This is a genomic window from Pseudomonas sp. NPDC087612 (assembly GCF_044743505.1).
In the GTDB taxonomy this organism is placed as follows: domain Bacteria; phylum Pseudomonadota; class Gammaproteobacteria; order Pseudomonadales; family Pseudomonadaceae; genus Aquipseudomonas.
Genome location: NZ_JBIUWO010000002.1, coordinates 165211 through 184098, shown reverse-complemented (window position 1 = coordinate 184098; position 18888 = coordinate 165211). Strand labels below are relative to the sequence as shown.

General features: G+C 60.4%; 22 protein-coding genes and 1 tRNA gene. 2 read left to right on the top strand and 21 right to left on the bottom strand.

What is annotated here, in order from left to right:
* Position 1 precedes the first annotated feature (1 nt).
* Positions 2-886 carry a glycosyltransferase family 2 protein gene (locus ACIOVF_RS04440; RefSeq protein WP_045193529.1) on the bottom strand — a complete coding sequence of 295 codons (885 nt, stop codon included), beginning with the start codon at positions 884-886 and terminating at the stop codon, positions 2-4.
* Positions 887-1113: 227 nt separating this feature from the next.
* Between ACIOVF_RS04440 and ACIOVF_RS04435 the strand changes: the two genes are divergently transcribed.
* Complete coding sequence (locus ACIOVF_RS04435) at positions 1114-3327, top strand: TonB-dependent siderophore receptor (RefSeq protein WP_045193530.1); 2214 nt, start codon at positions 1114-1116, stop codon at positions 3325-3327.
* 60 nt (positions 3328-3387) lie between these two features.
* Here ACIOVF_RS04435 and ACIOVF_RS04430 read toward each other — a convergent pair.
* The 18 genes from ACIOVF_RS04430 to ACIOVF_RS04345 all read right to left on the bottom strand — a co-directional run bounded on the left by ACIOVF_RS04430 (position 3388) and on the right by ACIOVF_RS04345 (position 17088).
* A tRNA-Lys gene (locus ACIOVF_RS04430) sits at positions 3388-3463 on the bottom strand.
* Positions 3464-3524: 61 nt separating this feature from the next.
* Positions 3525-4199 (bottom strand): 7-cyano-7-deazaguanine synthase QueC, encoded by a 675-nt coding sequence (gene queC / locus ACIOVF_RS04425; RefSeq protein ID WP_045193531.1) that lies wholly within the window; start codon positions 4197-4199, stop codon positions 3525-3527.
* Positions 4200-4212: 13 nt separating this feature from the next.
* Complete coding sequence (gene queE / locus ACIOVF_RS04420; protein WP_093386470.1) at positions 4213-4860, bottom strand: 7-carboxy-7-deazaguanine synthase QueE; 648 nt, start codon at positions 4858-4860, stop codon at positions 4213-4215.
* Between the two features lie 158 nt (positions 4861-5018).
* Positions 5019-5846 (bottom strand): tol-pal system protein YbgF, encoded by an 828-nt coding sequence (gene ybgF / locus ACIOVF_RS04415; protein ID WP_045193533.1) that lies wholly within the window; start codon positions 5844-5846, stop codon positions 5019-5021.
* Positions 5847-5852: 6 nt separating this feature from the next.
* Entirely contained in the window at positions 5853-6350 is a 498-nt protein-coding gene (pal, locus tag ACIOVF_RS04410) for a peptidoglycan-associated lipoprotein Pal (RefSeq protein ID WP_010223188.1), read from the bottom strand.
* A gap of 52 nt (positions 6351-6402) precedes the next feature.
* A complete protein-coding gene (gene tolB, locus ACIOVF_RS04405; protein ID WP_045193535.1) occupies positions 6403-7704 on the bottom strand; it encodes a Tol-Pal system beta propeller repeat protein TolB in 1302 nt (433 codons plus the stop codon).
* On the bottom strand, positions 7701-8777 hold the full coding sequence (gene tolA, locus ACIOVF_RS04400; RefSeq protein ID WP_045193536.1) for a cell envelope integrity protein TolA: 1077 nt from the start codon (positions 8775-8777) through the stop codon (positions 7701-7703). The genes tolB and tolA overlap by 4 nt, the downstream gene beginning before the upstream one ends.
* The gene (tolR, locus tag ACIOVF_RS04395) at positions 8777-9229 is read right to left on the bottom strand and encodes a protein TolR (protein ID WP_401287804.1); all 453 of its coding nucleotides are present in this window, start codon (positions 9227-9229) and stop codon (positions 8777-8779) included. Before tolR ends, tolA begins: the two co-directional genes overlap by 1 nt.
* 14 nt (positions 9230-9243) lie before the next feature.
* On the bottom strand, positions 9244-9939 hold the full coding sequence (gene tolQ, locus ACIOVF_RS04390; RefSeq protein WP_010223192.1) for a protein TolQ: 696 nt from the start codon (positions 9937-9939) through the stop codon (positions 9244-9246).
* 2 nt (positions 9940-9941) lie between these two features.
* Positions 9942-10397 (bottom strand): tol-pal system-associated acyl-CoA thioesterase, encoded by a 456-nt coding sequence (gene ybgC, locus ACIOVF_RS04385; RefSeq protein WP_045193538.1) that lies wholly within the window; start codon positions 10395-10397, stop codon positions 9942-9944.
* A 125-nt stretch (positions 10398-10522) separates the two neighbouring features.
* Positions 10523-11578 (bottom strand): Holliday junction branch migration DNA helicase RuvB, encoded by a 1056-nt coding sequence (gene ruvB / locus ACIOVF_RS04380; protein ID WP_045193539.1) that lies wholly within the window; start codon positions 11576-11578, stop codon positions 10523-10525.
* Entirely contained in the window at positions 11579-12187 is a 609-nt protein-coding gene (gene ruvA / locus ACIOVF_RS04375; protein ID WP_010223195.1) for a Holliday junction branch migration protein RuvA, read from the bottom strand.
* A 108-nt stretch (positions 12188-12295) separates the two neighbouring features.
* Positions 12296-12820: a crossover junction endodeoxyribonuclease RuvC gene (gene ruvC / locus ACIOVF_RS04370; protein WP_045193540.1), complete on the bottom strand. Its 525-nt coding sequence runs from the start codon at positions 12818-12820 to the stop codon at positions 12296-12298.
* A gap of 170 nt (positions 12821-12990) precedes the next feature.
* Positions 12991-13737, bottom strand: coding sequence for a YebC/PmpR family DNA-binding transcriptional regulator (locus tag ACIOVF_RS04365; protein ID WP_045193541.1), 747 nt, complete (start codon positions 13735-13737; stop codon positions 12991-12993).
* A 121-nt stretch (positions 13738-13858) separates the two neighbouring features.
* On the bottom strand, positions 13859-15634 hold the full coding sequence (gene aspS / locus ACIOVF_RS04360; RefSeq protein ID WP_123565940.1) for an aspartate--tRNA ligase: 1776 nt from the start codon (positions 15632-15634) through the stop codon (positions 13859-13861).
* Between the two features lie 93 nt (positions 15635-15727).
* Complete coding sequence (locus ACIOVF_RS04355) at positions 15728-15949, bottom strand: FmdB family zinc ribbon protein (protein WP_045193542.1); 222 nt, start codon at positions 15947-15949, stop codon at positions 15728-15730.
* A gap of 93 nt (positions 15950-16042) precedes the next feature.
* On the bottom strand, positions 16043-16372 hold the full coding sequence (locus ACIOVF_RS04350) for a ribbon-helix-helix domain-containing protein (RefSeq protein WP_045193543.1): 330 nt from the start codon (positions 16370-16372) through the stop codon (positions 16043-16045).
* A gap of 242 nt (positions 16373-16614) precedes the next feature.
* Entirely contained in the window at positions 16615-17088 is a 474-nt protein-coding gene (locus ACIOVF_RS04345) for a Dps family protein (protein WP_045193544.1), read from the bottom strand.
* Between the two features lie 297 nt (positions 17089-17385).
* Between ACIOVF_RS04345 and ACIOVF_RS04340 the strand changes: the two genes are divergently transcribed.
* On the top strand, positions 17386-17973 hold the full coding sequence (locus ACIOVF_RS04340; protein WP_045193545.1) for a cold-shock protein: 588 nt from the start codon (positions 17386-17388) through the stop codon (positions 17971-17973).
* A 63-nt stretch (positions 17974-18036) separates the two neighbouring features.
* Here ACIOVF_RS04340 and ACIOVF_RS04335 read toward each other — a convergent pair whose 3' ends face one another.
* Both ACIOVF_RS04335 and ACIOVF_RS04330 read right to left on the bottom strand, forming a co-directional pair.
* On the bottom strand, positions 18037-18243 hold the full coding sequence (locus ACIOVF_RS04335; RefSeq protein ID WP_038996659.1) for a SlyX family protein: 207 nt from the start codon (positions 18241-18243) through the stop codon (positions 18037-18039).
* A 3-nt stretch (positions 18244-18246) separates the two neighbouring features.
* Complete coding sequence (locus ACIOVF_RS04330; protein WP_045193546.1) at positions 18247-18672, bottom strand: HIT domain-containing protein; 426 nt, start codon at positions 18670-18672, stop codon at positions 18247-18249.
* Positions 18673-18888: the final 216 nt, after the last annotated feature.

Below are 18888 nucleotides of genomic sequence, written 5' to 3'. Positions count from 1 at the left end.
ATCAACGGTGCAGTACGAGGCGCTTCAGGCGTTTGAATGTGGTGCGGTTGTAATGGCGTAGCGGGATCGAGCGCAACAGCTGCCAGGCAAATTTCTTGTCGGCGACCACCGCATACTTCAATGCCTTGTTGATCAGCACCGTCCTGCCCTTCTGATAGCCAGGGTGCGCCTTGAAGGGCGCCATCGCCAGCATATCGGCATCCAGCAGGACCTTGAACTTTCTCGACAGGTTGTTGGGGTGGCGGCGATAGCGCGTCACGCACACCGGCAACTCGTGAATCTGGTAGCCCTTGCTGGCGATCCTGAGGGTGATCTGAAAATCCTGGACCTTGATCGCCGGGTCGTAGAATTGCGCCGCGCGCATCGCCTGCATGCGGTACAACGCGCCCGGCGCACCGATGACCACTGCCTCGCGGACGATCTGGTCGAAGCTAAAGGTCTTTACCTCGGTGCGCTGCTGGGTCTTGGTTTCGGCGCCATCGCTGTCCATGTAGGCGATCAGGGCGCCGACGCAGCCGACCTCGGGGTGCTCGTCCAGGTACCTGGCCCTGACGCTGAGCGAATGCGGGAGCATGATGTCGTCCAGGTCCGGAGTGGACACATACACGCCCCGGGCATGCTTGAGGCCATTGTTCAGCGTGGCACTGACGCCCTGATTGTGCTGGGTCAGCAAGGTGAAAGCGTAGGTATCCTGCAGCGCCCGGAGCATGGCCAGGCTGTTGTCCGTCGAGCCATCGTCGACAATGATCACCTCGAAGTTGGGGTAATCCTGGGCAAAGATGCTCTGCAGCGCGGCCTCAAGGTACTTCTCGGCGTTGTAGCAAGGAGCGACGACCGAGATCAGTGGCGGCGACTGGGAAGGCTGCTGGGCGTGTTCTTGGGTCATTACGGGTAAAAGCCTTATGCCGGCCTCACGACGGAGGCGGGTCATCTTTGAGTTCGAAGTGGCACCATGATGCTGGAACTCTGCCTGGTTGTCATGGTTCGCTCCAGAAACATGTCGAAACACCTACAGCTGCAAGAAAGGTAAGCGGCGAGATTATCATCAGCAGCGTAACTGCTAATAATTCTCATAAACACTTACATTTAATTTTCACTGGGGTGAAACTTTACATGTCTTGCGAACTTGCTCGTGGTCGTTCATCACATTCCTTCATGGCTTCAGCACTGGGCCTTGCCGTCGCTTCGACATCAAGCTATTCGCTCGCCGAGAAGGCGTCCAGCCCGCCTATGGAGCTGGGCAATATCAACATCGATGCCAAGGCCAGCAGCGACTACAAGACTGAACGCTCGGCGTCGGGCAAGTACACCACCACCCTGCTCGACACCCCGCAGACCATCACCGTGGTGCCCTCCCAGGTAATCAAGGAGCAGCAGGCCCTGAGCCTGCGCCAGGTACTGTCCAACGTCTCCGGCATCACCTTCAACGCCGGCGAAGGCGGTGGCGGCTCGGGCGACAGCATCAACATCCGCGGCTTCTCGGCCAACAGCAATATCCAGATCGACGGCTTGCGCGACAGCGCCCAGACCAACCGCACCGACACCTTCAATGTCGAGCAAGTCGAAGTCATCAAAGGCCCCAACTCGGTGTTCGGCGGTGCCGGCACCACCGGCGGCAGCATCAACATCATCAGCAAGCAGCCACAGGACCAGGCCTTCACCCGCCTGGGCGGCAGTGTCGGCACCGACAGCTACTACCGCATGACCCTGGACAGCAACCAGCCGCTGGAGGGCGTAGGGCATGACAGCGCGTTTCGCATCAACCTCATGGGCCACCAGAATGATGTGGCCGGCCGCGAACAGATCGACCGTGAACGCTGGGGGCTCGCCCCATCGCTGCGCCTGGGCCTGAGCGAATCCACGCGCCTGACCCTGAGCGCCTTCCACCAGGTCGATGACAACCTGCCCGACTACGGCGTACCGGCCCTGGACGGCAAACGCCTGGCCGGCGTCAGCCGCGAAGACTACTTCGGCTGGAAGAACCTCGACAAGGAAGAGATCGAGCAAAGCTCGTTCACCGCCAACTTCGAACACGACTTCAACGACAACCTGCGCCTGCAAAACCTTACGCGCTACAGCCACATTGCCCGCGATACCACGGTTTCGGCTTCGCACGTCAACACCACCGGCCTGCCGCCTGGCCGCTATCGCCCCGCCGGCCCCCAGGGCTACGGGCGCGACGCGACCACCGAAATGTGGATCAACCAGACCAACCTGATCAGCAACTTCAAGCTGCTGGGCATGCGCCATGACCTGGTCACCGGCATGGAAGTGTCACGCGAAACCATGGACCTGAAGACCTACGGCTACGGCTTGAGCAACGCCCTGTATCCGGCCAATGGCTATGACTTGAGCAACCCGCCGGGGCATTGGTCGGGGCCGGCCAACAAGGCCACCAGCGGCTATACCGACACCGAACTGACCAACCAGGCGCTGTACATCTTCGATACCATCGCCCTGCATGAGCAATGGGACCTGAACCTGGGCCTGCGCTACGACAAGTTCAAAGGTCAGGCCCAAGGCTACGACGCCGGGCATGTACGCACCTCCGACTTCGACTCCACCGACGAGAAACTCAGTGGCCGTGCCGGGCTGGTCTACAAACCGACTGAGAACGGGCGTATCTACCTGGCCTGGGGCAACTCCTTCAACCCTTCGGCAGAGAGCCTGGCCTCCACCGGCGGCGGCCTGAGCGCGGCCACCGAAAACCTCGCCCCGGAAAAGAACGAAACCTGGGAACTGGGGACCAAATGGGAGCTGCTCGACAAGCGCCTGGAACTGGACGCGGCGCTGTTTCGGGTAGAAAAGACCAACGCCCGCGAAACCATGGCCGACGGCTCCACCCAACTGGCCGGCAAGCAGCGTGTACAGGGCGTCGAAGTCGGGGTCACCGGGCATATCACCGAGCAGTGGGATGTGTTCGCCAACTACACCTTCCTCGACAGTGAAACCCTCAAGGCCGCCAACACTGCAGCCGGTATCGCCCGTGAAGGCCAGGCCCTGGGCAACACCCCGCCGCGCTCGCTGAACCTGTGGACCACTTACCAGCTGCCGGCCGGCTGGACCCTGGGCTATGGCGCGCGTTATGTCAGCGAACGCAACGTCACCTCCAGCACCAGCGCCAAGCTTGACGCCTACTGGCTGCACAACGCCATGGTGGCGTACCGGGTCAACGAAGACCTCGACCTGCAGCTGAACGTCAACAACCTGTTCGACAAGGATTACGTTGAGCGTGTGCGCCAGCAGAACGGCACCGATGCGCGTTCTTCGGCCATAGAGTACGGCGATGCGCGTTCGGCGATTCTGTCGGCGACCTACGCGTTCTGATAGGTAGGAAACGAAAAAGCCCGCGACCTTTGCAGGACGCGGGCTTTCTCTTACAGCGTATGGTGGGTCGTGTAGGATTCGAACCTACGACCAATTGGTTAAAAGCCAACTGCTCTACCAACTGAGCTAACGACCCGTTGGATGGCGCGTATAATACTGATTTCTAACAGGAAATCAACACCCCATCGCAAAATAATTTAAAAATATCTGGTCGGGTCCTCTACACCGGCGGCTTTAAAGCCGTCGGCGCGCAGGCGGCAGCTGTCACATTTGCCGCACGCACGGCCTTGATCGTCGGCCTGATAGCAGGAAACGGTCAGGCTGTAATCCACCCCGCGGGCCATGCCGGCCTGGACGATCTGCGCCTTGCTGAGGTTCTGCAGCGGTGCCTGTATGCGAAAGCCGTTGCCTTCGACACCGGCTTTGGTAGCCAGGTTGGCCATGCGCTCGAACGCCTCGACGAACTCCGGGCGGCAATCCGGGTAACCGGAATAGTCCACGGCATTGACGCCGATGAAGATGTCGCGGGCTTCCAGTACTTCTGCCCAGCCCAGGGCCAGGGACAGGAACACCGTATTACGTGCTGGCACGTAAGTGACCGGGATGCCTTCGCTCGGCGCTTCAGGTACATCGATGCTGCTGTCGGTCAGGGCCGAGCCGCCAATACCGTCCAGGCTCAGGCCGATGACCTTGTGTTCGACCACGCCCAGGTCGCGGGCAACCCGCGCTGCGGCGTTGAGCTCGGCGCGGTGGCGCTGGCCGTAGTCGAAGCTCATGGTGTAGCAGCTGTAGCCCTCGGCCTTGGCCATGGCAACAACAGTGGCCGAGTCGAGGCCGCCGGAAAGCAGAATTACCGCACGTTTCTCAGTCATTGCATCACTCCTGTCAGCGTCCCGGTTCGTCGTTCCACAGCAGTTTGTGCAGCTGCATCTGGAAACGAACCGGCAAATTATCGGCCACGATCCAGTCGGCCAGGTCGGTGGCGCTCACCTGGTGGTGGCTGGGCGAGAAGAGTACGTCGCCAGCGCGTTTTTCCAGGCCATATTGAATGAGCTTGGACACCGCCCAATCGTAGTCTTCACGGGAACAGATAACGAACTTGACCTGGTCATTCGGGGTCAGCAGCTCGATATTCTCGTAACGGTTGCGGTGAACTTCCTCGGAGCCTGGGGTTTTCAGGTCGACCACGCGACTGACCCGAGTGTCGACCCTGGAAATATCCAGGGCGCCACTGGTCTCCAGCGAAACCTCGTAACCGGCGTCGCACAGTTGCTTGAGCAAAGGGATGGCATTGGGCTGGGCCAGCGGCTCGCCGCCGGTGACGCAGACATAGCGCGGCTTGAAGCCGGCGACCTGGTCGAGGATCGAGTCGAGGGTGCGGATGCTGCCGCCACTGAATGCGTACTCGCTGTCGCAATACTGGCAACGCAGCGGGCAGCCGGTGAGGCGGACGAATACCGTGGGCAGCCCAGCGGTACGCGTTTCACCCTGCAAAGAGTAAAAAACTTCGGTAATGCGTAATGTGTCTTGCATAGTCGCCACGGGCGTAACAGCTAAACAGGCTGTCCGCCTCCGTCAGGCACTGTTGAGAACCCGTCATCGCGTAGTTCGCAGCAGCGTGTTTCATAAAAGGGCAGTGATTCTAACGAAAAAACCCGCGACTAGCGCGGGTTTCTTTTAAAACGGCTGGCTCAGAGCTTTTGCAAATCGCGCTGGGCCAGTTGTGCAGCCGAGGTACCCGGGTACTGGGTAACCACCTGCTGGAGAATGCCCTTGACCCGGTCGGTGTGACCCAGGCGGCGTTCCACGTCGGCGAGCTTGTACAGCGAATCCGGCACCTTGTTGTGCTTGGGATACAGCTGGCTCACTTTGGCAAAGGCTTGCCCTGCCGCTTGCAGGTCACCTTTGGCCAGGTTTACTTCACCGAGCCAGTACTGGGCGTTGCCGGCATACTGGCTGTTCGGGTACTTGCGCAGGAAGGCGTTGAACGCCTGGCTGGCCTTGTCGAAATCCTTGGCTTTGATCAGGTCGAAAGCAGCGTCGTAATAGAGCTTCTCTTTCGCCGGATCGCCAGGTTCGCTGCTGGCGGCAGGCTGCTGGCCGGTGGCAGCACCGGTGGCAGCGCCTGCAGCAGCACCGGCGGCTTCGCCACCGGCTGGGGAATTGGGCGGAGTGGCGGCAGGTGCAACACCGCTTCCGATACGCCGATCCAGGTCCTGGTAACGCTCCAGGCTCTCCTGTTTCATGCGTGACACGTCATTTTGCAGCTCTTCAATGACGCCTTGTTGACGCGCTATCTGCTCCTGCATTTGCTGCAGTTGCATGAACAGCTGGCCCTGTGCCGAGGCAGGGGCCGTAACCCCTCCCCCGGCATAGGCGCCGTTCGTACCATAACCCGCAGGCGGATAGCTGCTTGCGCCGCTATAGCCTGCGTTGTCATCAACAACAGGAACCTCAGCCCAGGCCATGAGAGGCAGGGTGAGAGCCAGGACGGTTACAGCACGACGGCACGTTCGCATATCGAATTACTTACGCAGTTCGACGCGACGGTTCTGAGCCCAGGACTGCTCGTCGTTACCGGTAGCAACTGGACGCTCTTCGCCGTAGGAAACCAGTTCCAGCTGGGCAGGAGAAACGCCTTGCAGTACCAGGTAGCGTTGAACGGCTTTCGCACGACGCTCGCCCAGAGCCATGTTGTATTCGCGAGTACCACGCTCGTCGGTGTTACCTTCCAGAACGACGCGAGCGCCGTTGCCTTTCAGGTCCTTGGCATGAACGTCCAGAGCGCGCATGGCTTCTGGCTTCAGGTCCGAGCTGTCGTATTCGAAGTAGAAGGTGGTGATTGCGCGCAGAGCAGCTTCTTCGCTCAGGCTGCCGTCAACAGCGCCAGTGTTGGCACCGTAGCCAGCGTTAGGATCAACCTGGCCTTGACCAGCATCGTCGCCGCCTTTCGAGGAGCAACCTACAGCTACGGCCATGGCCAGAGCCAGCGCAGCAAACTTACCAAACTTCAGCATTTCCATCGTGAAACTCCTAATGAACCCCAGTGTGTTAAGTAAAACGTAAAGCGCCGCGTCAGTTCAGGTAAGGGGACCAGGACGGTTCTCTGACTTCGCCTTGAGCGGTAGGAAGCGGGAGCCTCACGCGTCCGTTGAGAGAGACGAGCATCAAGACTCCCCGGCCCTGCTGGCGGGTGGCGTAGATTAGCATGGTGCCGTTGGGCGCAACAGTGGGTGACTCATCAAGACTTGTTTCCGAGAGAATCTTTACACTGCCGCGTTGCAAATCCTGTGCAGCCACTTTGAAGTTGGTGAAACCTTGTTGGCGATGAATCATCACCAGGGTCTTTTCATCCGCCGACAGTTTAGGGTTGGCGTTGTAGTTACCCACGAAAGTTACCCGCTCTGCACCACCACCGGAAACATTGGTTTTGTAGATCTGTGGTTTACCACCGCGGTCCGAGGTGAAGTAGATGGTCGAGCCATCTTTACCCCAGAACGGTTCGGTGTTGATACCCGGGCCTGCGGTCACGCGCGACAGCTGGCGCGAACCCATGTTCATCACGTAGATGTCCGGGTTGCCGTCCTTGGACAGCACGAACGCCAGGCGCGAACCATCCGGCGACCAGGCTGGCGCACCGTTGAGGCCTTCGAAGTTGGTGATCTGCTCACGGCGACCGGTATCGATATGCTGGACGAAGATGCGCGGACGCTTCTGCTCGAACGACACGTAGGCAATGCGCTTGCCGTCTGGTGCAAAGCGCGGCGACAGGATCGGCTCACGCGACTGCAGCAGGGTTACCGCCCGCGCACCGTCGTAGTCCGAACGCTGCAGGGTGTAACGGGTGTTGTTGGTCGAGAAGCGCTCGGCGGTCACGTAAAGCATGCGGGTAGAGAATGCACCCTTGATGCCGGTGAGCTTTTCGAACGACTGGTCGGCGATGTAGTGCGACATGTCGCGCAGTTGATCGACGCTGCCCGAGACGCTGCCGGTCAGCACTTGCTGCTCGGTGGCGACGTTGAACAGCGCGTACTGCACCTGCAGGCGGCCGCCGGACGGGACGATACTGCCGACCATCACGTACTGGGCGCCCAGGGCTTTCCAGTCACGGAAGATCACTTCGCTGGCCTGGCTCGGCTGGCTGATCATGTTCTGGCGCGGGATCGGCGAGTAATAACCGGAGTTGCGCAGGTCATTGCCGATGATGTCAGCCATGTCTTCAGGCAGCACGCTGCCGCCCTGCAGCCCGAACGGCACGACCGCGATCGGCGTGGCGCGATCGCTGCCGCTGGTGACCAGAATGTTCTTTTCATCTGCTACGGCCAACCCTGCTGCACAGCAGAGAACGACCAGCAGTCCTCGAAGAAGGTTAATCACAAGGCTAGATCCTCAGGTGTGAATGTCATCTTGAATGAACGATAGGGATTGAATTCGCTCGGTTTCAAGCCCTGCATTTCGGTTAAACGACCAATGTTCTTGACCGCTGCCACAGCCGAGCTGTCAAACGGACCGTCACCACTGGAGCGGGCTACGCTCACCGAGGTAATGGTGCCGTCCGGCAACATGCCGATCTGCAGGACCACCGTCATGTTCTTGCGCGCAGAAGGCGGACGTGCCCAGCCCTCGGCCGCACGTGCACGGATCAGGTCGTCGAAATCGCCGGCTACCTGGTCACCCTGCTCGTCAGCCAGGGCCTGCTGCCGTTCGGTGGTATCGGACAGAAGCTCGGCCAGGGCCTGGGCTTTCTTGTCTTCCGCCGCCTTGCGGGCTGCATCCTGTGCCTTCTTCTTGGCCGCATCAGCTGCGGCTTTCTTCTTGGCGTCTTCGGCGGCTTTCTTCTTCGCCTCTTCAGCCGTTGCTTTTTTCTTGGCGTCCTCGGCCGCCTTCTTCTTGGCGTCCTCGGCTGCTTTTTTCTTGGCTTCTTCAGCCGCCTGCTTCTTGGCCTCTTCGTCAGCCTTTTTCTTGGCTTCCTCTTCGGCCTTCTTCTTGGCGATGTCAGCCTGTTGCTTCTCGGCAGCCTTCTTCGCCTCTTCGGCTTTCTTGGCTTCGGCGGTTTTCTTCGCTTGCTCGGCCTTCTCGGCCTGTTCGGCTTTCTTCGCCTCGGCCTCGGCTCGCGCCTCTTCGGCCTTTTGAGCCGCTTCTTCTTTCTTTTGTTCCGCAGCCTTCACTGCCTGCTGCTCGACCTTCTTCTGTTCCATCTGTTCTTCTTCGGTTTGACGCGAAGCAGTCTTCTTGGCCTCACCGGCAATCTTCTGATTGGTCTGGGTGGTGGCCTGGCTCTTGGATTTGAGCTGGTACAGGGTTGCCTGGACAATAGGCTTGGCCGGCGGCAGCTCCGGGGTCATGGCAAAGCTGACGAACAGCATGCCGAACACCAGAACGTGCAGCGCAATGGCCCAGACACTGGGCCAGAAATAGCTTTCCGAGGCGGATGGCTCTCGCTGTTGCATCAGGGCGCCTCGGTAATCAGGCCAACGTTACCGACACCTGCCTTCTGCAACCCGCCCATGGCACCCATGACCGCGCCGTAGTCGACGGACTTGTCGCCACGGATGAAGACCTGGGTCTGCTTGCCCTGTTCACGGCCGGCGCTGATGATCTTGGTCACGGCGTCGGTCATTTGCGGCAAGGTCATGGCCTTGTCCATCTGCTTGTCGGTGTCGACTTCACTGCCAAGGTTCCAGTAGTAGGTCTTGTCAGCCTTGATCGAAATGGTCAGGACCTGGGTGTTGTTGTCCTGCGGCAAGGCTTCACTGGAAACCTTGGGCAGGTCGACCTTCACGCCCTGGTTGAGCATCGGTGCGGTCACCATGAAAATCACCAGCAGTACCAGCATCACGTCGATGTATGGCACCACGTTCATTTCGGCGACCGGCTTGCGTTTGTGGCGAACTCGGGCCATGGGCTTTTACCTGATCACTCTTCGCTGGTGTGCACTTTACGGTGCAGGATGGCCTGGAACTCGTCGGCGAACGTGTAGTAACGGCCGATCAAGACTTCACTGCGGGCAGCGAAACGGTTGTAGGCAATAACCGCAGGGATCGCGGCGAACAGGCCGATCGCGGTGGCGATCAGGGCTTCGGCGATACCCGGGGCCACGGTGGCCAGGGTCGCTTGCTGCGCCGAGGCCAGGCCACGGAAGGAGTTCATGATGCCCCAGACGGTACCGAACAGGCCGATGTACGGGCTGGTGGAACCGACGGTGGCGAGGAACGGCAGGCTCTGCTCGAGCTTCTCTTCCTCGCGGGAGATGGCTACGCGCATGGCCCGGCCAACGCCTTCCATGACCGCGTCCGGGTCGACGCCTGGCTGTTGGCGCAGACGCGAGAACTCTTTGAAGCCGGCGCGGAACACCTGCTCTACACCCGAATCCGGGTCCGGGTTGCTGCCAGCCTGACGATACAGCTTGGACAGGTCGATACCCGACCAGAAGCGCTCTTCAAAGCTGTCCAGCGCACGACGACCGGCGCGCAGCATGGTGCTGCGCTGGAAAATCATGATCCATGACGTTACCGATGCGGCCACCAGAATCAGCATGACCAGCTGCACCACGATGCTGGCATTGCTGACCAGGCTCCACATGGAGGTATGGTCGACGACGTTAGCTTCCACGCTTAATCTCCTGCATTTGAATGAGTACCCGGATCGCCCGCCTCGGCAAAGGCCGCGCGCAGCGCTTGGGGGATGGCCCGGGGTTTGAAAGTATCGGCGCGCACACAGGCCACCAGGAACTGCCCCTCACAGAGCAGCGTTGCATCTTTTTCGCGCCACACCTGCTGCACGAAGCGCAGGCTGGCGCGGTTCAATTCAAGCACTTGCGCGGTAACCCGCAACTCGTCGTCCAGCCGCGCTGGCGCGTGATAGCGCGCCTCGCTGGAATGGACCACGAACAGCAGGTTGTCCTGCGCCAGTGCCGACTGGGCAAAGCCCAGGTCACGCAACCGCTCGGTGCGGGCACGTTCCATGAATTTCAGGTAATTGACGTAATACACCACGCCGCCGGCATCGGTATCTTCGTAATAGACACGACAACGATGTGCGAACGGCTCTAGCTCGTTTTGCGCGCGCATACTCTAGTGCTAACTCCTCAGCTTGCCAATCCGCCCCGGCAACTGTTTTTCATCGATTATGTCGTATTGCCAGCGCGACTGAGGCATGCCCGCGGATAGGACCACAGAAACGCTGGATAAATCTGTCATTCATCGGTCTGGGCGGAAAAACCCTCGCCGCTGATCGATTCGCCCAGGCGGTTGGGAATGTTCAGGCCGAAATGCAGGTAGGCATGCCGGGTCACCACCCTGCCCCGTGGCGTGCGCATGATGTAGCCCTGCTGGATCAGGTAGGGCTCGAGCACGTCCTCGATGGTGTGACGCTCTTCGCTGATGGCCGCGGCCAGGCTGTCGACCCCCACCGGGCCGCCGTCGAACTTCTCGATCATGGTCAGCAGCAAGCGCCGGTCCTGATGATCGAAACCGCGCTCGTCGACGTCCAGCAGGTTCAGCGCCATGTCGGCCACCGGCTTGGTGATGTGGCCCTTGCCACGCACCTCGGCGTAGTCGCGCACCCGCCGCAGCAGGCGGTTGGCAATCCGTGGCGTGCCACGGGCGCGGCGGGCGATCTCGAAGGCACCCTCGTCTTCAATGGGCAAGCCAAGAATGCCACCGGAACGGCTGACGATGGTCGCCAGGTCCTCGGTGTTGTAGAACTCAAGGCGCTGGACGATGCCGAAGCGGTCACGCAGCGGGTTGGTCAGCATGCCGGCACGGGTGGTGGCGCCGACCAGGGTGAACGGCGGCAAGTCGAGCTTGATCGAACGCGCCGCCGGCCCCTCGCCGATCATGATGTCGAGTTGGAAGTCTTCCATGGCCGGGTACAGCACTTCTTCGACGATGGGCGACAAGCGATGGATTTCGTCGATGAACAGCACATCGTGAGGTTCGAGGTTGGTCAGCAACGCGGCCAGGTCACCCGGGCGCTCGAGGATCGGCCCGGAAGTGCTCTTGATCGATACGCCCATCTCCTGGGCAATGATGTTGGCCAGGGTGGTCTTGCCCAGGCCCGGCGGGCCGAAGATCAGCGTGTGGTCGAGGGATTCGTTGCGCCCGCGGGCGGCCTGGATGAACAGCGCCATCTGTTCACGCACCACCGGCTGGCCGATGTACTCGGCCAGGCGCAACGGGCGGATCGCCCGGTCCTGGACCTCTTCACGGTCGCGCCCGGTGGCGGCTATCAGTCGATCGGCTTCAATCACTTAGATCATTCCCTTCAGGCTGCGACGGATCAGCTCTTCGCTGCTCAGGCCCTTGGCATCCACGGCGGCGACCGCCTTGCTCGCTTCCTGGGGCTTGTAGCCCAGGGAAATCAGCGCGCTGACGGCGTCGGCCTCGGCGCTGGAAACGCTGGCAATCGGCAGTGGACCATTGGGCACAAGGGCAAACATGGCCGGGGAGGTTTCCCAGGCCTTGAAGCGGTCCTTGAGTTCGACCAGCAGGCGTTCGGCGGTCTTTTTACCAACCCCCGGCACCTTGACCAGGGCCGAAGCATCCTGGGCCTGGACACAGCGTACCAGTTCGTCGACCTCCAGGCCCGACATCAATGCCAGGGCCAGCTTGGGCCCCACGCCATTGAGGCGGATCAGCTCGCGAAACAGCTCGCGCTCGCGCTTTTCATGGAAGCCATACAGCAGGTGGGCGTCTTCGCGCACCACCAGGTGGGTGTGCAAGGTCACCACTTCGCCAACCTTGGGCAGGCGGTACAGGGTGGTCATCGGCACTTCGAGCTCATAGCCCAGGCCGTTGACGTCGACAATCAGGTGCGGCGGCTGTTTTTCAGCCAGGGTGCCGCGCAAACGTCCAATCACGTTCCGATCCTTCCTCATGGGTACCGGCAAGCGACCGGTCAACCCTAACAGCAAATGCAATGGCCGATGGCATTGCCCAGGCAAAATTTGTTTCAGCAGATGATGCTATCAGAGCCGCAAGCGCCCGCTGCGACTGCGCGCCGTGCCCAGGCCGTGTGGCACCAGGCTTGAGCGGGTATGGGCATGGCACAAGGCGATGGCCAGGGCGTCGGAGGCATCGATCTGCGGCTTTTGCGTCAGTTTCAGCAGGTGCATGACCATCATCTGCACCTGCTCCTTATTGGCCCCACCGGTGCCGGCCACCGCCTGCTTGACCTGGGTGGCGCTGTACTCGGCGATTTCCAGGCCTTCTTCGATAGCCGCGACGATCGCCGCGCCGCGGGCCTGGCCGAGCTTGAGCGCCGAGTCGGCGTTGCGCGCCATGAACACCCGCTCGATGCCCATGGTCACCGGGCCGTGCTGGCGGATGATTTCGCGCACGCCGCGAAAGACGATCTGCAGACGCTCCGGCAGCTCGCCGGCGCCGGTACGGATGCAGCCCGAAGCCACGTACTCGCAACCCCGCCCACTATGGCGCACCACGCCATAGCCGGTAATGCGCGAGCCGGGGTCGATGCCAAGAATCAGAGTCATACGTCTTTGCGCCATAGTAAAAACAGAAGCCGGACCGGCTCGCAGGTGCAATGCAACTGCAGGCAGATCCGGCCTCGGGCCGGTAGGAGCGGGCTTGCCCCGCGATTGCGCACTACCACCCAATCGCATCGCGAGGCAAGCTCGCTCCCACCTAAATGAACAACTTGAGACTAGCCGAGCTGTTCCATGACTTCGTCAGGAATTTCGGCATTGGAGTAGACGTTCTGTACGTCGTCCAGGTCTTCAAGCATGTCGATCAGCTTGAGCACCTTCTGTGCGCCGTCCAGGTCGAGTTCGGCGCTGGTGGTCGGCTGCATGACGATTTCCGCGTCAGCGGCCTTGAAACCGGCCTCTTCCAGGGCGTTGCGCACGGCATAGAAGCTGTTGAACGAGGTAAACACGTCGAACGAACCGTCCTCGTTGCTGACCACGTCGTCGGCATCGGCTTCCATCGCCGCTTCCATCAGCGCGTCTTCATCGACGCCGGCGGCGAAGCTGATCTGCCCCTTGCGCTCGAACAGGTAAGCCACCGAACCGTCGGTGCCGAGGTTGCCGCCGCATTTGCTGAAGGCATGACGCACAGCGGCGGCGGTACGGTTGCGGTTGTCGGTCATGGCCTCGACCATGATCGCCACGCCGCCCGGGCCGTAACCTTCGTAGCTGAGCTCTTCGACGTTGTCGGCTTCGGCCGTACCAGCACCGCGGGCAACCGCCCGGTCGATGATGTCGCGGCTCATGTTCGCCCCCAGCGCCTTGTCCAGGGCCAGGCGCAAGCGCGGGTTGGAGGCAGGATCGCCGCCGCCCTGCTTGGCGGCAACGGTCAGCTCACGAATCCACTTGGTGAAGATCTTGCCTCGCTTGGCATCCTGGCGCTCTTTGCGGTGCTTGATGTTTGCCCACTTGGAATGACCTGCCATAACGCACTCCGAATCCTTTGTAACAATGCCACGCCGCGGCCGCGCTCACGCCCGGCCGAGACCTTTAAATTCATGCGCCTTAACGCAAAGGCGCATCCATCTGGATGCGCCCGGGGCCTGCTTACTCAGCCTTGGGCTGTTCGCGCAGACGGATATGCAACTCACGCAGGGCCTTGGCATCGACCAAGCCAGGGGCCTGGGTCATGACGCACGCGGCGCTCTGGGTTTTCGGGAAGGCAATGACTTCGCGAATCGACTGGGCGCCGGTCATCAGCATCACCAGACGGTCAAGGCCGAAGGCCAGGCCGCCGTGCGGCGGTGCGCCGAACTTCAGGGCGTCGAGCAGGAAGCCGAACTTCTCTTCCTGTTCAGCCGCTTCGATACCCAGCAGACGGAAGACCGCCTGTTGCATCTCTTTGCGGTGGATACGGATCGAACCGCCACCCAGCTCGGTACCGTTGAGGACCATGTCGTAAGCACGCGACAGCGCAGTGGCCGGGTTGGCCTCGAGCTCTTCGGGGCTGCATTTTGGCGCGGTGAACGGGTGGTGCAGCGCGGTGAAGCTGCCGTCGTCGTTCTCTTCGAACATCGGGAAGTCAACCACCCACATCGGGGCCCACTCGCAGGTGAGCAGGTTGAAATCGTTACCGACCTTGATACGCAGGGCGCCCAGCGCCTCGCTGACAATCTTGGCCTTGTCGGCGCCGAAGAACACGATGTCGCCATCGACCGCACCAACGCGATCGAGGATCACGTTGAGGTTGGCCTCAGGGATGTTCTTGACGATCGGAGACTGCAGGCCTTCAACGCCCTTGGCGCGCTCGTTGACCTTGATGTAGGCCAGGCCCTTGGCACCGTAGATGCCGACGAACTTGGTGTACTCGTCGATGCGGCTGCGCGGCATGCTCGCGCCACCTGGCACGCGCAGGGCGGCAACACGGCTCTTCGGATCGTTGGCCGGGCCGCTGAACACCTTGAATTCGACGTCCTTGAGCTGGTCGGCAACGTCGACCAGTTCCAGCGGGTTACGCAGGTCAGGCTTGTCGGAACCGTAGCGGCGCATGGCTTCTTCGAAGGTCATGTGCGGGAATTCACCGAATTCCAGGTCCAGGACTTCCTTGAACAGCTTGCGGATCATGCTTTCGGTCAGGCCCATGATCTCGGACTCATCGAGGAAGCTGGTCTCGATGTCGATCTGGGTGAATTCCGGCTGACGGTCGGCGCGCAGGTCTTCGTCACGGAAGCACTTGGCGATCTGGTAGTAGCGGTCGAAACCGGCAACCATCAGCAGCTGCTTGAACAGCTGGGGCGATTGCGGCAGGGCGAAGAAGCTGCCGGCGTGGGTACGGCTCGGCACCAGGTAGTCACGCGCGCCCTCAGGGGTGGCACGGGTAAGGATCGGCGTTTCGACGTCGAGGAAGCCGTTTTCGTCGAGGAAGCGACGGATGCTGGTGGTGATGCGCGAACGCAGACGCAGCTTCTCGGCCATCTCCGGACGACGCAGGTCGATGAAGCGATAGCGCAGGCGGGTTTCTTCGCCAACGTCGGAGTATTCGTTGAGCGGGAACGGCGGGGTTTCCGCTTCGTTCAGCACGGTCAGCTCATAACCCAACACTTCGATGGCACCCGAGGCCATGTTGGCGTTGACTGCGCCAGCCGGACGCGGACGCACCTTGCCGGTAATCTGCACCACGTATTCGCTGCGCACGCGGTCGGCGGCGGCGAAGCTGTCTGCGCGATCCGGGTCGAAAACGACCTGGGCCATGCCTTCGCGATCACGGATATCGAGGAAAATCACCCCGCCGTGGTCGCGGCGACGATGGACCCATCCGCAAAGGGTAATTTCCTGACCTTCCAGGCTCTCGTTCAGTTGGCCGCAATAATGGCTGCGCATCATGATGGTGGTTTCGCTTCTCGTCATTCGTATGTTCAGTGGAGGCCTTGCAGCCCCAAAGGGCTAATAGTGCAAGACCCTGCCGGTGCAATCAACTCAGTCGGCCTTGTCGCCGCCTGCCAGGTTCTTTTTCGCACCGGTCTTGAAGTCGGTTTCGTACCAGCCGGTACCACCCAGGCGGAAGCCCGGGGCCGAAATCAGCTTCTTCAGCGCTGGCTGCTCACACGCCGGGCAATCGGTCAGCGGCGCGGCGCTGAGCTTCTGGAGGACTTCCAACTGGTGGTTGCAGGAAGCACATTGATAGTCGTACATGGGCATAGGCGTGTCTCGTTAACCACAGCGCAGGCTGGTTCGGGCAGTAAAGCGCGGGATTATATATGGTTAAGGAGTGCTGTGCAGCCCGGCAACCGACTAGCGTGCCACTGGCAAGCCGAGCAAATAGACCACGCAGACCACGCGGATCAGCCCGCTGAAATTTTTTACCCCGCCGTGACGCAGGTGTACCTCACGGTCGATATACGACAACACGGCATTGACCGAGCACTGATTGGCCTTGGCGATGCGTTCAAGAATAGTCCAGTAGATCTCTTCCAGGCGCAGACAGGTGGCAAAGCCGTTGAGGCGCACCGACCGCGACAGCGGCTGGGCCAGGCCCATGTTGAAATTGGCCTCGAAAGGGTCGACGCCATCCTTGTGCGGCACGCAGGCTACGCGCCCCGTGCGATTCATCCATGCCGACATAGTCGTACCACGCCACTGTTTAACCGGGAAACAAACCCGCGTGCGTTATGCACGCGGGAACATGCCCTTAATAAAGCGCTGTGTAACGTGGCGGTGCCAGCAGACACCCTAACTCTGAATGTAGGAATACTCGGCACTGGAGCCGGTACTTTAAAACACCGGAAAGTGCTTCCGTACTAACTGAAATGCCCGAACTTCGCACAAAAGTTCGGGCATTCGAATAACAGGGTTAAATCTGCCGGTTACTTGCCTTCAAGTAGCGAGCGCAGCATCCAGGCGGTTTTTTCATGCACCTGCATGCGCTGGGTCAGCAGGTCGGCCGTCGGCTCGTCGCTGACCTTGTCGAGCAGCGGGAAAATGCTGCGCGCCGTGCGGGTTACCGCCTCCTGGCCTTCGACCAGTTGTTTGATCATTTCGTCAGCAGGCGGCACGCCCTCTTCTTCCTTAATAGAAGAAAGCCGCGCGTAGATCGAGTACGCACCGGGTGCCGGGAAGCCCAGCGCGCGAATACGCTCGGCGATCGAGTCGACCGCCAGGGCCAGCTCGTTGTACTGCTCTTCGAACATCAGGTGCAAGGTACGAAACGCAGGCCCGGTGACGTTCCAGTGAAAGTTGTGGGTCTTCAGATAAAGTACGTAGGTATCCGACAACAGGCGCGACAAACCATCGACGATAGACTTGCGATCTTCTTCGCTGATACCGATATCGATTGCCATGTAGTTCCCCTTTCCTTAGTGCTTGCTGATCAAGCGGGTACAAACCACTGTACCAAGAGTTTTCCACCCCTGCAGCCTCATGCCTGCGACACAAGGCTGCAGGCCGCGCGACACACGGTTGGCCGCTGATTTGAGAAGCCCGGGGCTTTGCTGTTAAATAGGCAGCGTGCCGCCCGCGCCGATTGTCATTGCCCGGGCGCATAGGCTGGCCTTCTCACGTTTTTGCGCTTTTTTACCCGTGCGCGCCGTGAAGCCAGCTCTTCCTGTGATCCGCCTTATCAATGTGAGCCAACCAACATGTTCAAGATCGTCCACCTGTTGACGGGCGTTGCAGCTTTGCTGCTGTCCTTCATACCCAGCCTCAGAACCGAAGCCATACCCTTCCTGCAGCAACCGGAGGCGGTTTACCTGGCGCTTTTCGGCCTGCTTAACCTACTCATCGCTCCCGTGCTCGCACAGCACTACCGGGGCGTGCGCCAGCAACTGCAGCGCGCTGCCAGTGCTTTGCTGGTGCTTACCGTGATCCTGCAGACCGTGACCTTGCTGGCCCGTCCGGAGCTTGGCAACCTGCCGGCCCTGGCTTGCGCCCTGCTGGCCACCATCCTGCACTTGATTGCCGGTTTTGCCAAAAGCGCTGTGGCCCGTAGCCAGAACACCCAGTACGACATGTCCAATCGCGATACCGGCACGGTGAAGTGGTTCAACACGTCCAAGGGTTTCGGCTTTATCTCCCGCGATTCGGGCGATGACATCTTCGTCCACTTCCGCGCCATTCGCGGCGAAGGCCACCGGGTGCTGGTCGAAGGCCAGCGCGTGGAGTTCTCGGTGATGAACCGCGACAAGGGCCTGCAGGCCGAAGACGTGATCGCCGCCCCACGGCGCTGATCAGCAGCAACAAAAAAACCGCGACGGCATCACTGCCCATCGCGGTTTTTTTTCGCCCCCGAATCAGTAATGCGGCGGCGGTGCCTCTTCTTCACTGGCCTCGTACTGGCCGACCATCTCTTCATAGCGCTTGAGCAGTGCTGCCATCTGCAACTGCAGGCGCTCAACGACGCGCTGCTGTTCGACCAGCACATCATTCAAGGCCAGCAGGGTATCGTCCTGAAAGGCCAGCCGGCTTTCCAACTCGGTCACGCGCGCTTCAAGGGTCATGATTCAAGCCTCCGCGAACTGAAAATCGTCAACCAATACCTCGGCCAGGCGCAAACGGATCTCAGCCACCTGTTGTGGCGCATATTCAATTGCAGGTTTATTGCCCCACACAGGTGCCGGCCAGGCCGGATCAGAACGATGACGAACAATCACATGCATATGTAGCTGGCTAACTACATTGCCGAGGGTTGCCACGTTCATTTTGTCGGCGGCAAAGACGTCCTTGAGGATCTGGGCCAGGGCGTTAGTTTCTTTCCAGAGTTGCTGCTGATCGCTGTCATCAAGTTGAAACAATTCGCTGATTTCGGCCCGACGCGGCACCAGGATAAACCAGGGATAGTTGCCATCCCTACTCAGCAACAGACGACAAAGAGGAAAGTCCCCCAGGCAAAAGGTGTCTTGTTGAAGACGTTGATCCAGAACAAACACTACGAAATCTCCTACAACAGCTTAATACCTTGCTCACACAACCCTCCGTGAGCCACTGCCAGCAGGATACTCCTGATCGCTCGTCGGGGCATTGCCTGCTGCCTTATTAATGAAGCAATGCACCGATTTAGCCCCCTCCCCTCACCCAAAAGGCCTATGCGTACGTCGGTGTTACGCTGCCCGGGCAAGGAAACGCTACTTTTCGCACCAAAATGA

Excerpts from the sequence above, each read along its gene's own strand:
- tolR (WP_401287804.1), bottom strand. The coding sequence starts at position 9,229 with ATGGCCCGAGTTCGCCACAAACGCAAGCCGGTCGCCGAAATGAACGTG.
- ACIOVF_RS04335 (WP_038996659.1), bottom strand. The coding sequence starts at position 18,243 with ATGACCCTTGAAGCGCGCGTGACCGAGTTGGAAAGCCGGCTGGCCTTT.
- ybgC (WP_045193538.1), bottom strand. The coding sequence starts at position 10,397 with ATGCGCGCGCAAAACGAGCTAGAGCCGTTCGCACATCGTTGTCGTGTC.
- ACIOVF_RS04435 (WP_045193530.1), top strand. The coding sequence starts at position 1,114 with ATGTCTTGCGAACTTGCTCGTGGTCGTTCATCACATTCCTTCATGGCT.
- ACIOVF_RS04355 (WP_045193542.1), bottom strand. The coding sequence starts at position 15,949 with ATGCCCATGTACGACTATCAATGTGCTTCCTGCAACCACCAGTTGGAA.
- ACIOVF_RS04345 (WP_045193544.1), bottom strand. The coding sequence starts at position 17,088 with ATGGCAATCGATATCGGTATCAGCGAAGAAGATCGCAAGTCTATCGTC.
- ACIOVF_RS04440 (WP_045193529.1), bottom strand. The coding sequence starts at position 886 with ATGACCCAAGAACACGCCCAGCAGCCTTCCCAGTCGCCGCCACTGATC.
- queC (WP_045193531.1), bottom strand. The coding sequence starts at position 4,199 with ATGACTGAGAAACGTGCGGTAATTCTGCTTTCCGGCGGCCTCGACTCG.
- tolA (WP_045193536.1), bottom strand. The coding sequence starts at position 8,777 with ATGCAACAGCGAGAGCCATCCGCCTCGGAAAGCTATTTCTGGCCCAGT.
- queE (WP_093386470.1), bottom strand. The coding sequence starts at position 4,860 with ATGCAAGACACATTACGCATTACCGAAGTTTTTTACTCTTTGCAGGGT.
- ruvC (WP_045193540.1), bottom strand. The coding sequence starts at position 12,820 with ATGACTCTGATTCTTGGCATCGACCCCGGCTCGCGCATTACCGGCTAT.
- ACIOVF_RS04365 (WP_045193541.1), bottom strand. The coding sequence starts at position 13,737 with ATGGCAGGTCATTCCAAGTGGGCAAACATCAAGCACCGCAAAGAGCGC.
- aspS (WP_123565940.1), bottom strand. The coding sequence starts at position 15,634 with ATGATGCGCAGCCATTATTGCGGCCAACTGAACGAGAGCCTGGAAGGT.
- ACIOVF_RS04350 (WP_045193543.1), bottom strand. The coding sequence starts at position 16,372 with ATGTCGGCATGGATGAATCGCACGGGGCGCGTAGCCTGCGTGCCGCAC.
- pal (WP_010223188.1), bottom strand. The coding sequence starts at position 6,350 with ATGGAAATGCTGAAGTTTGGTAAGTTTGCTGCGCTGGCTCTGGCCATG.
- ACIOVF_RS04340 (WP_045193545.1), top strand. The coding sequence starts at position 17,386 with ATGTTCAAGATCGTCCACCTGTTGACGGGCGTTGCAGCTTTGCTGCTG.
- ybgF (WP_045193533.1), bottom strand. The coding sequence starts at position 5,846 with ATGCGAACGTGCCGTCGTGCTGTAACCGTCCTGGCTCTCACCCTGCCT.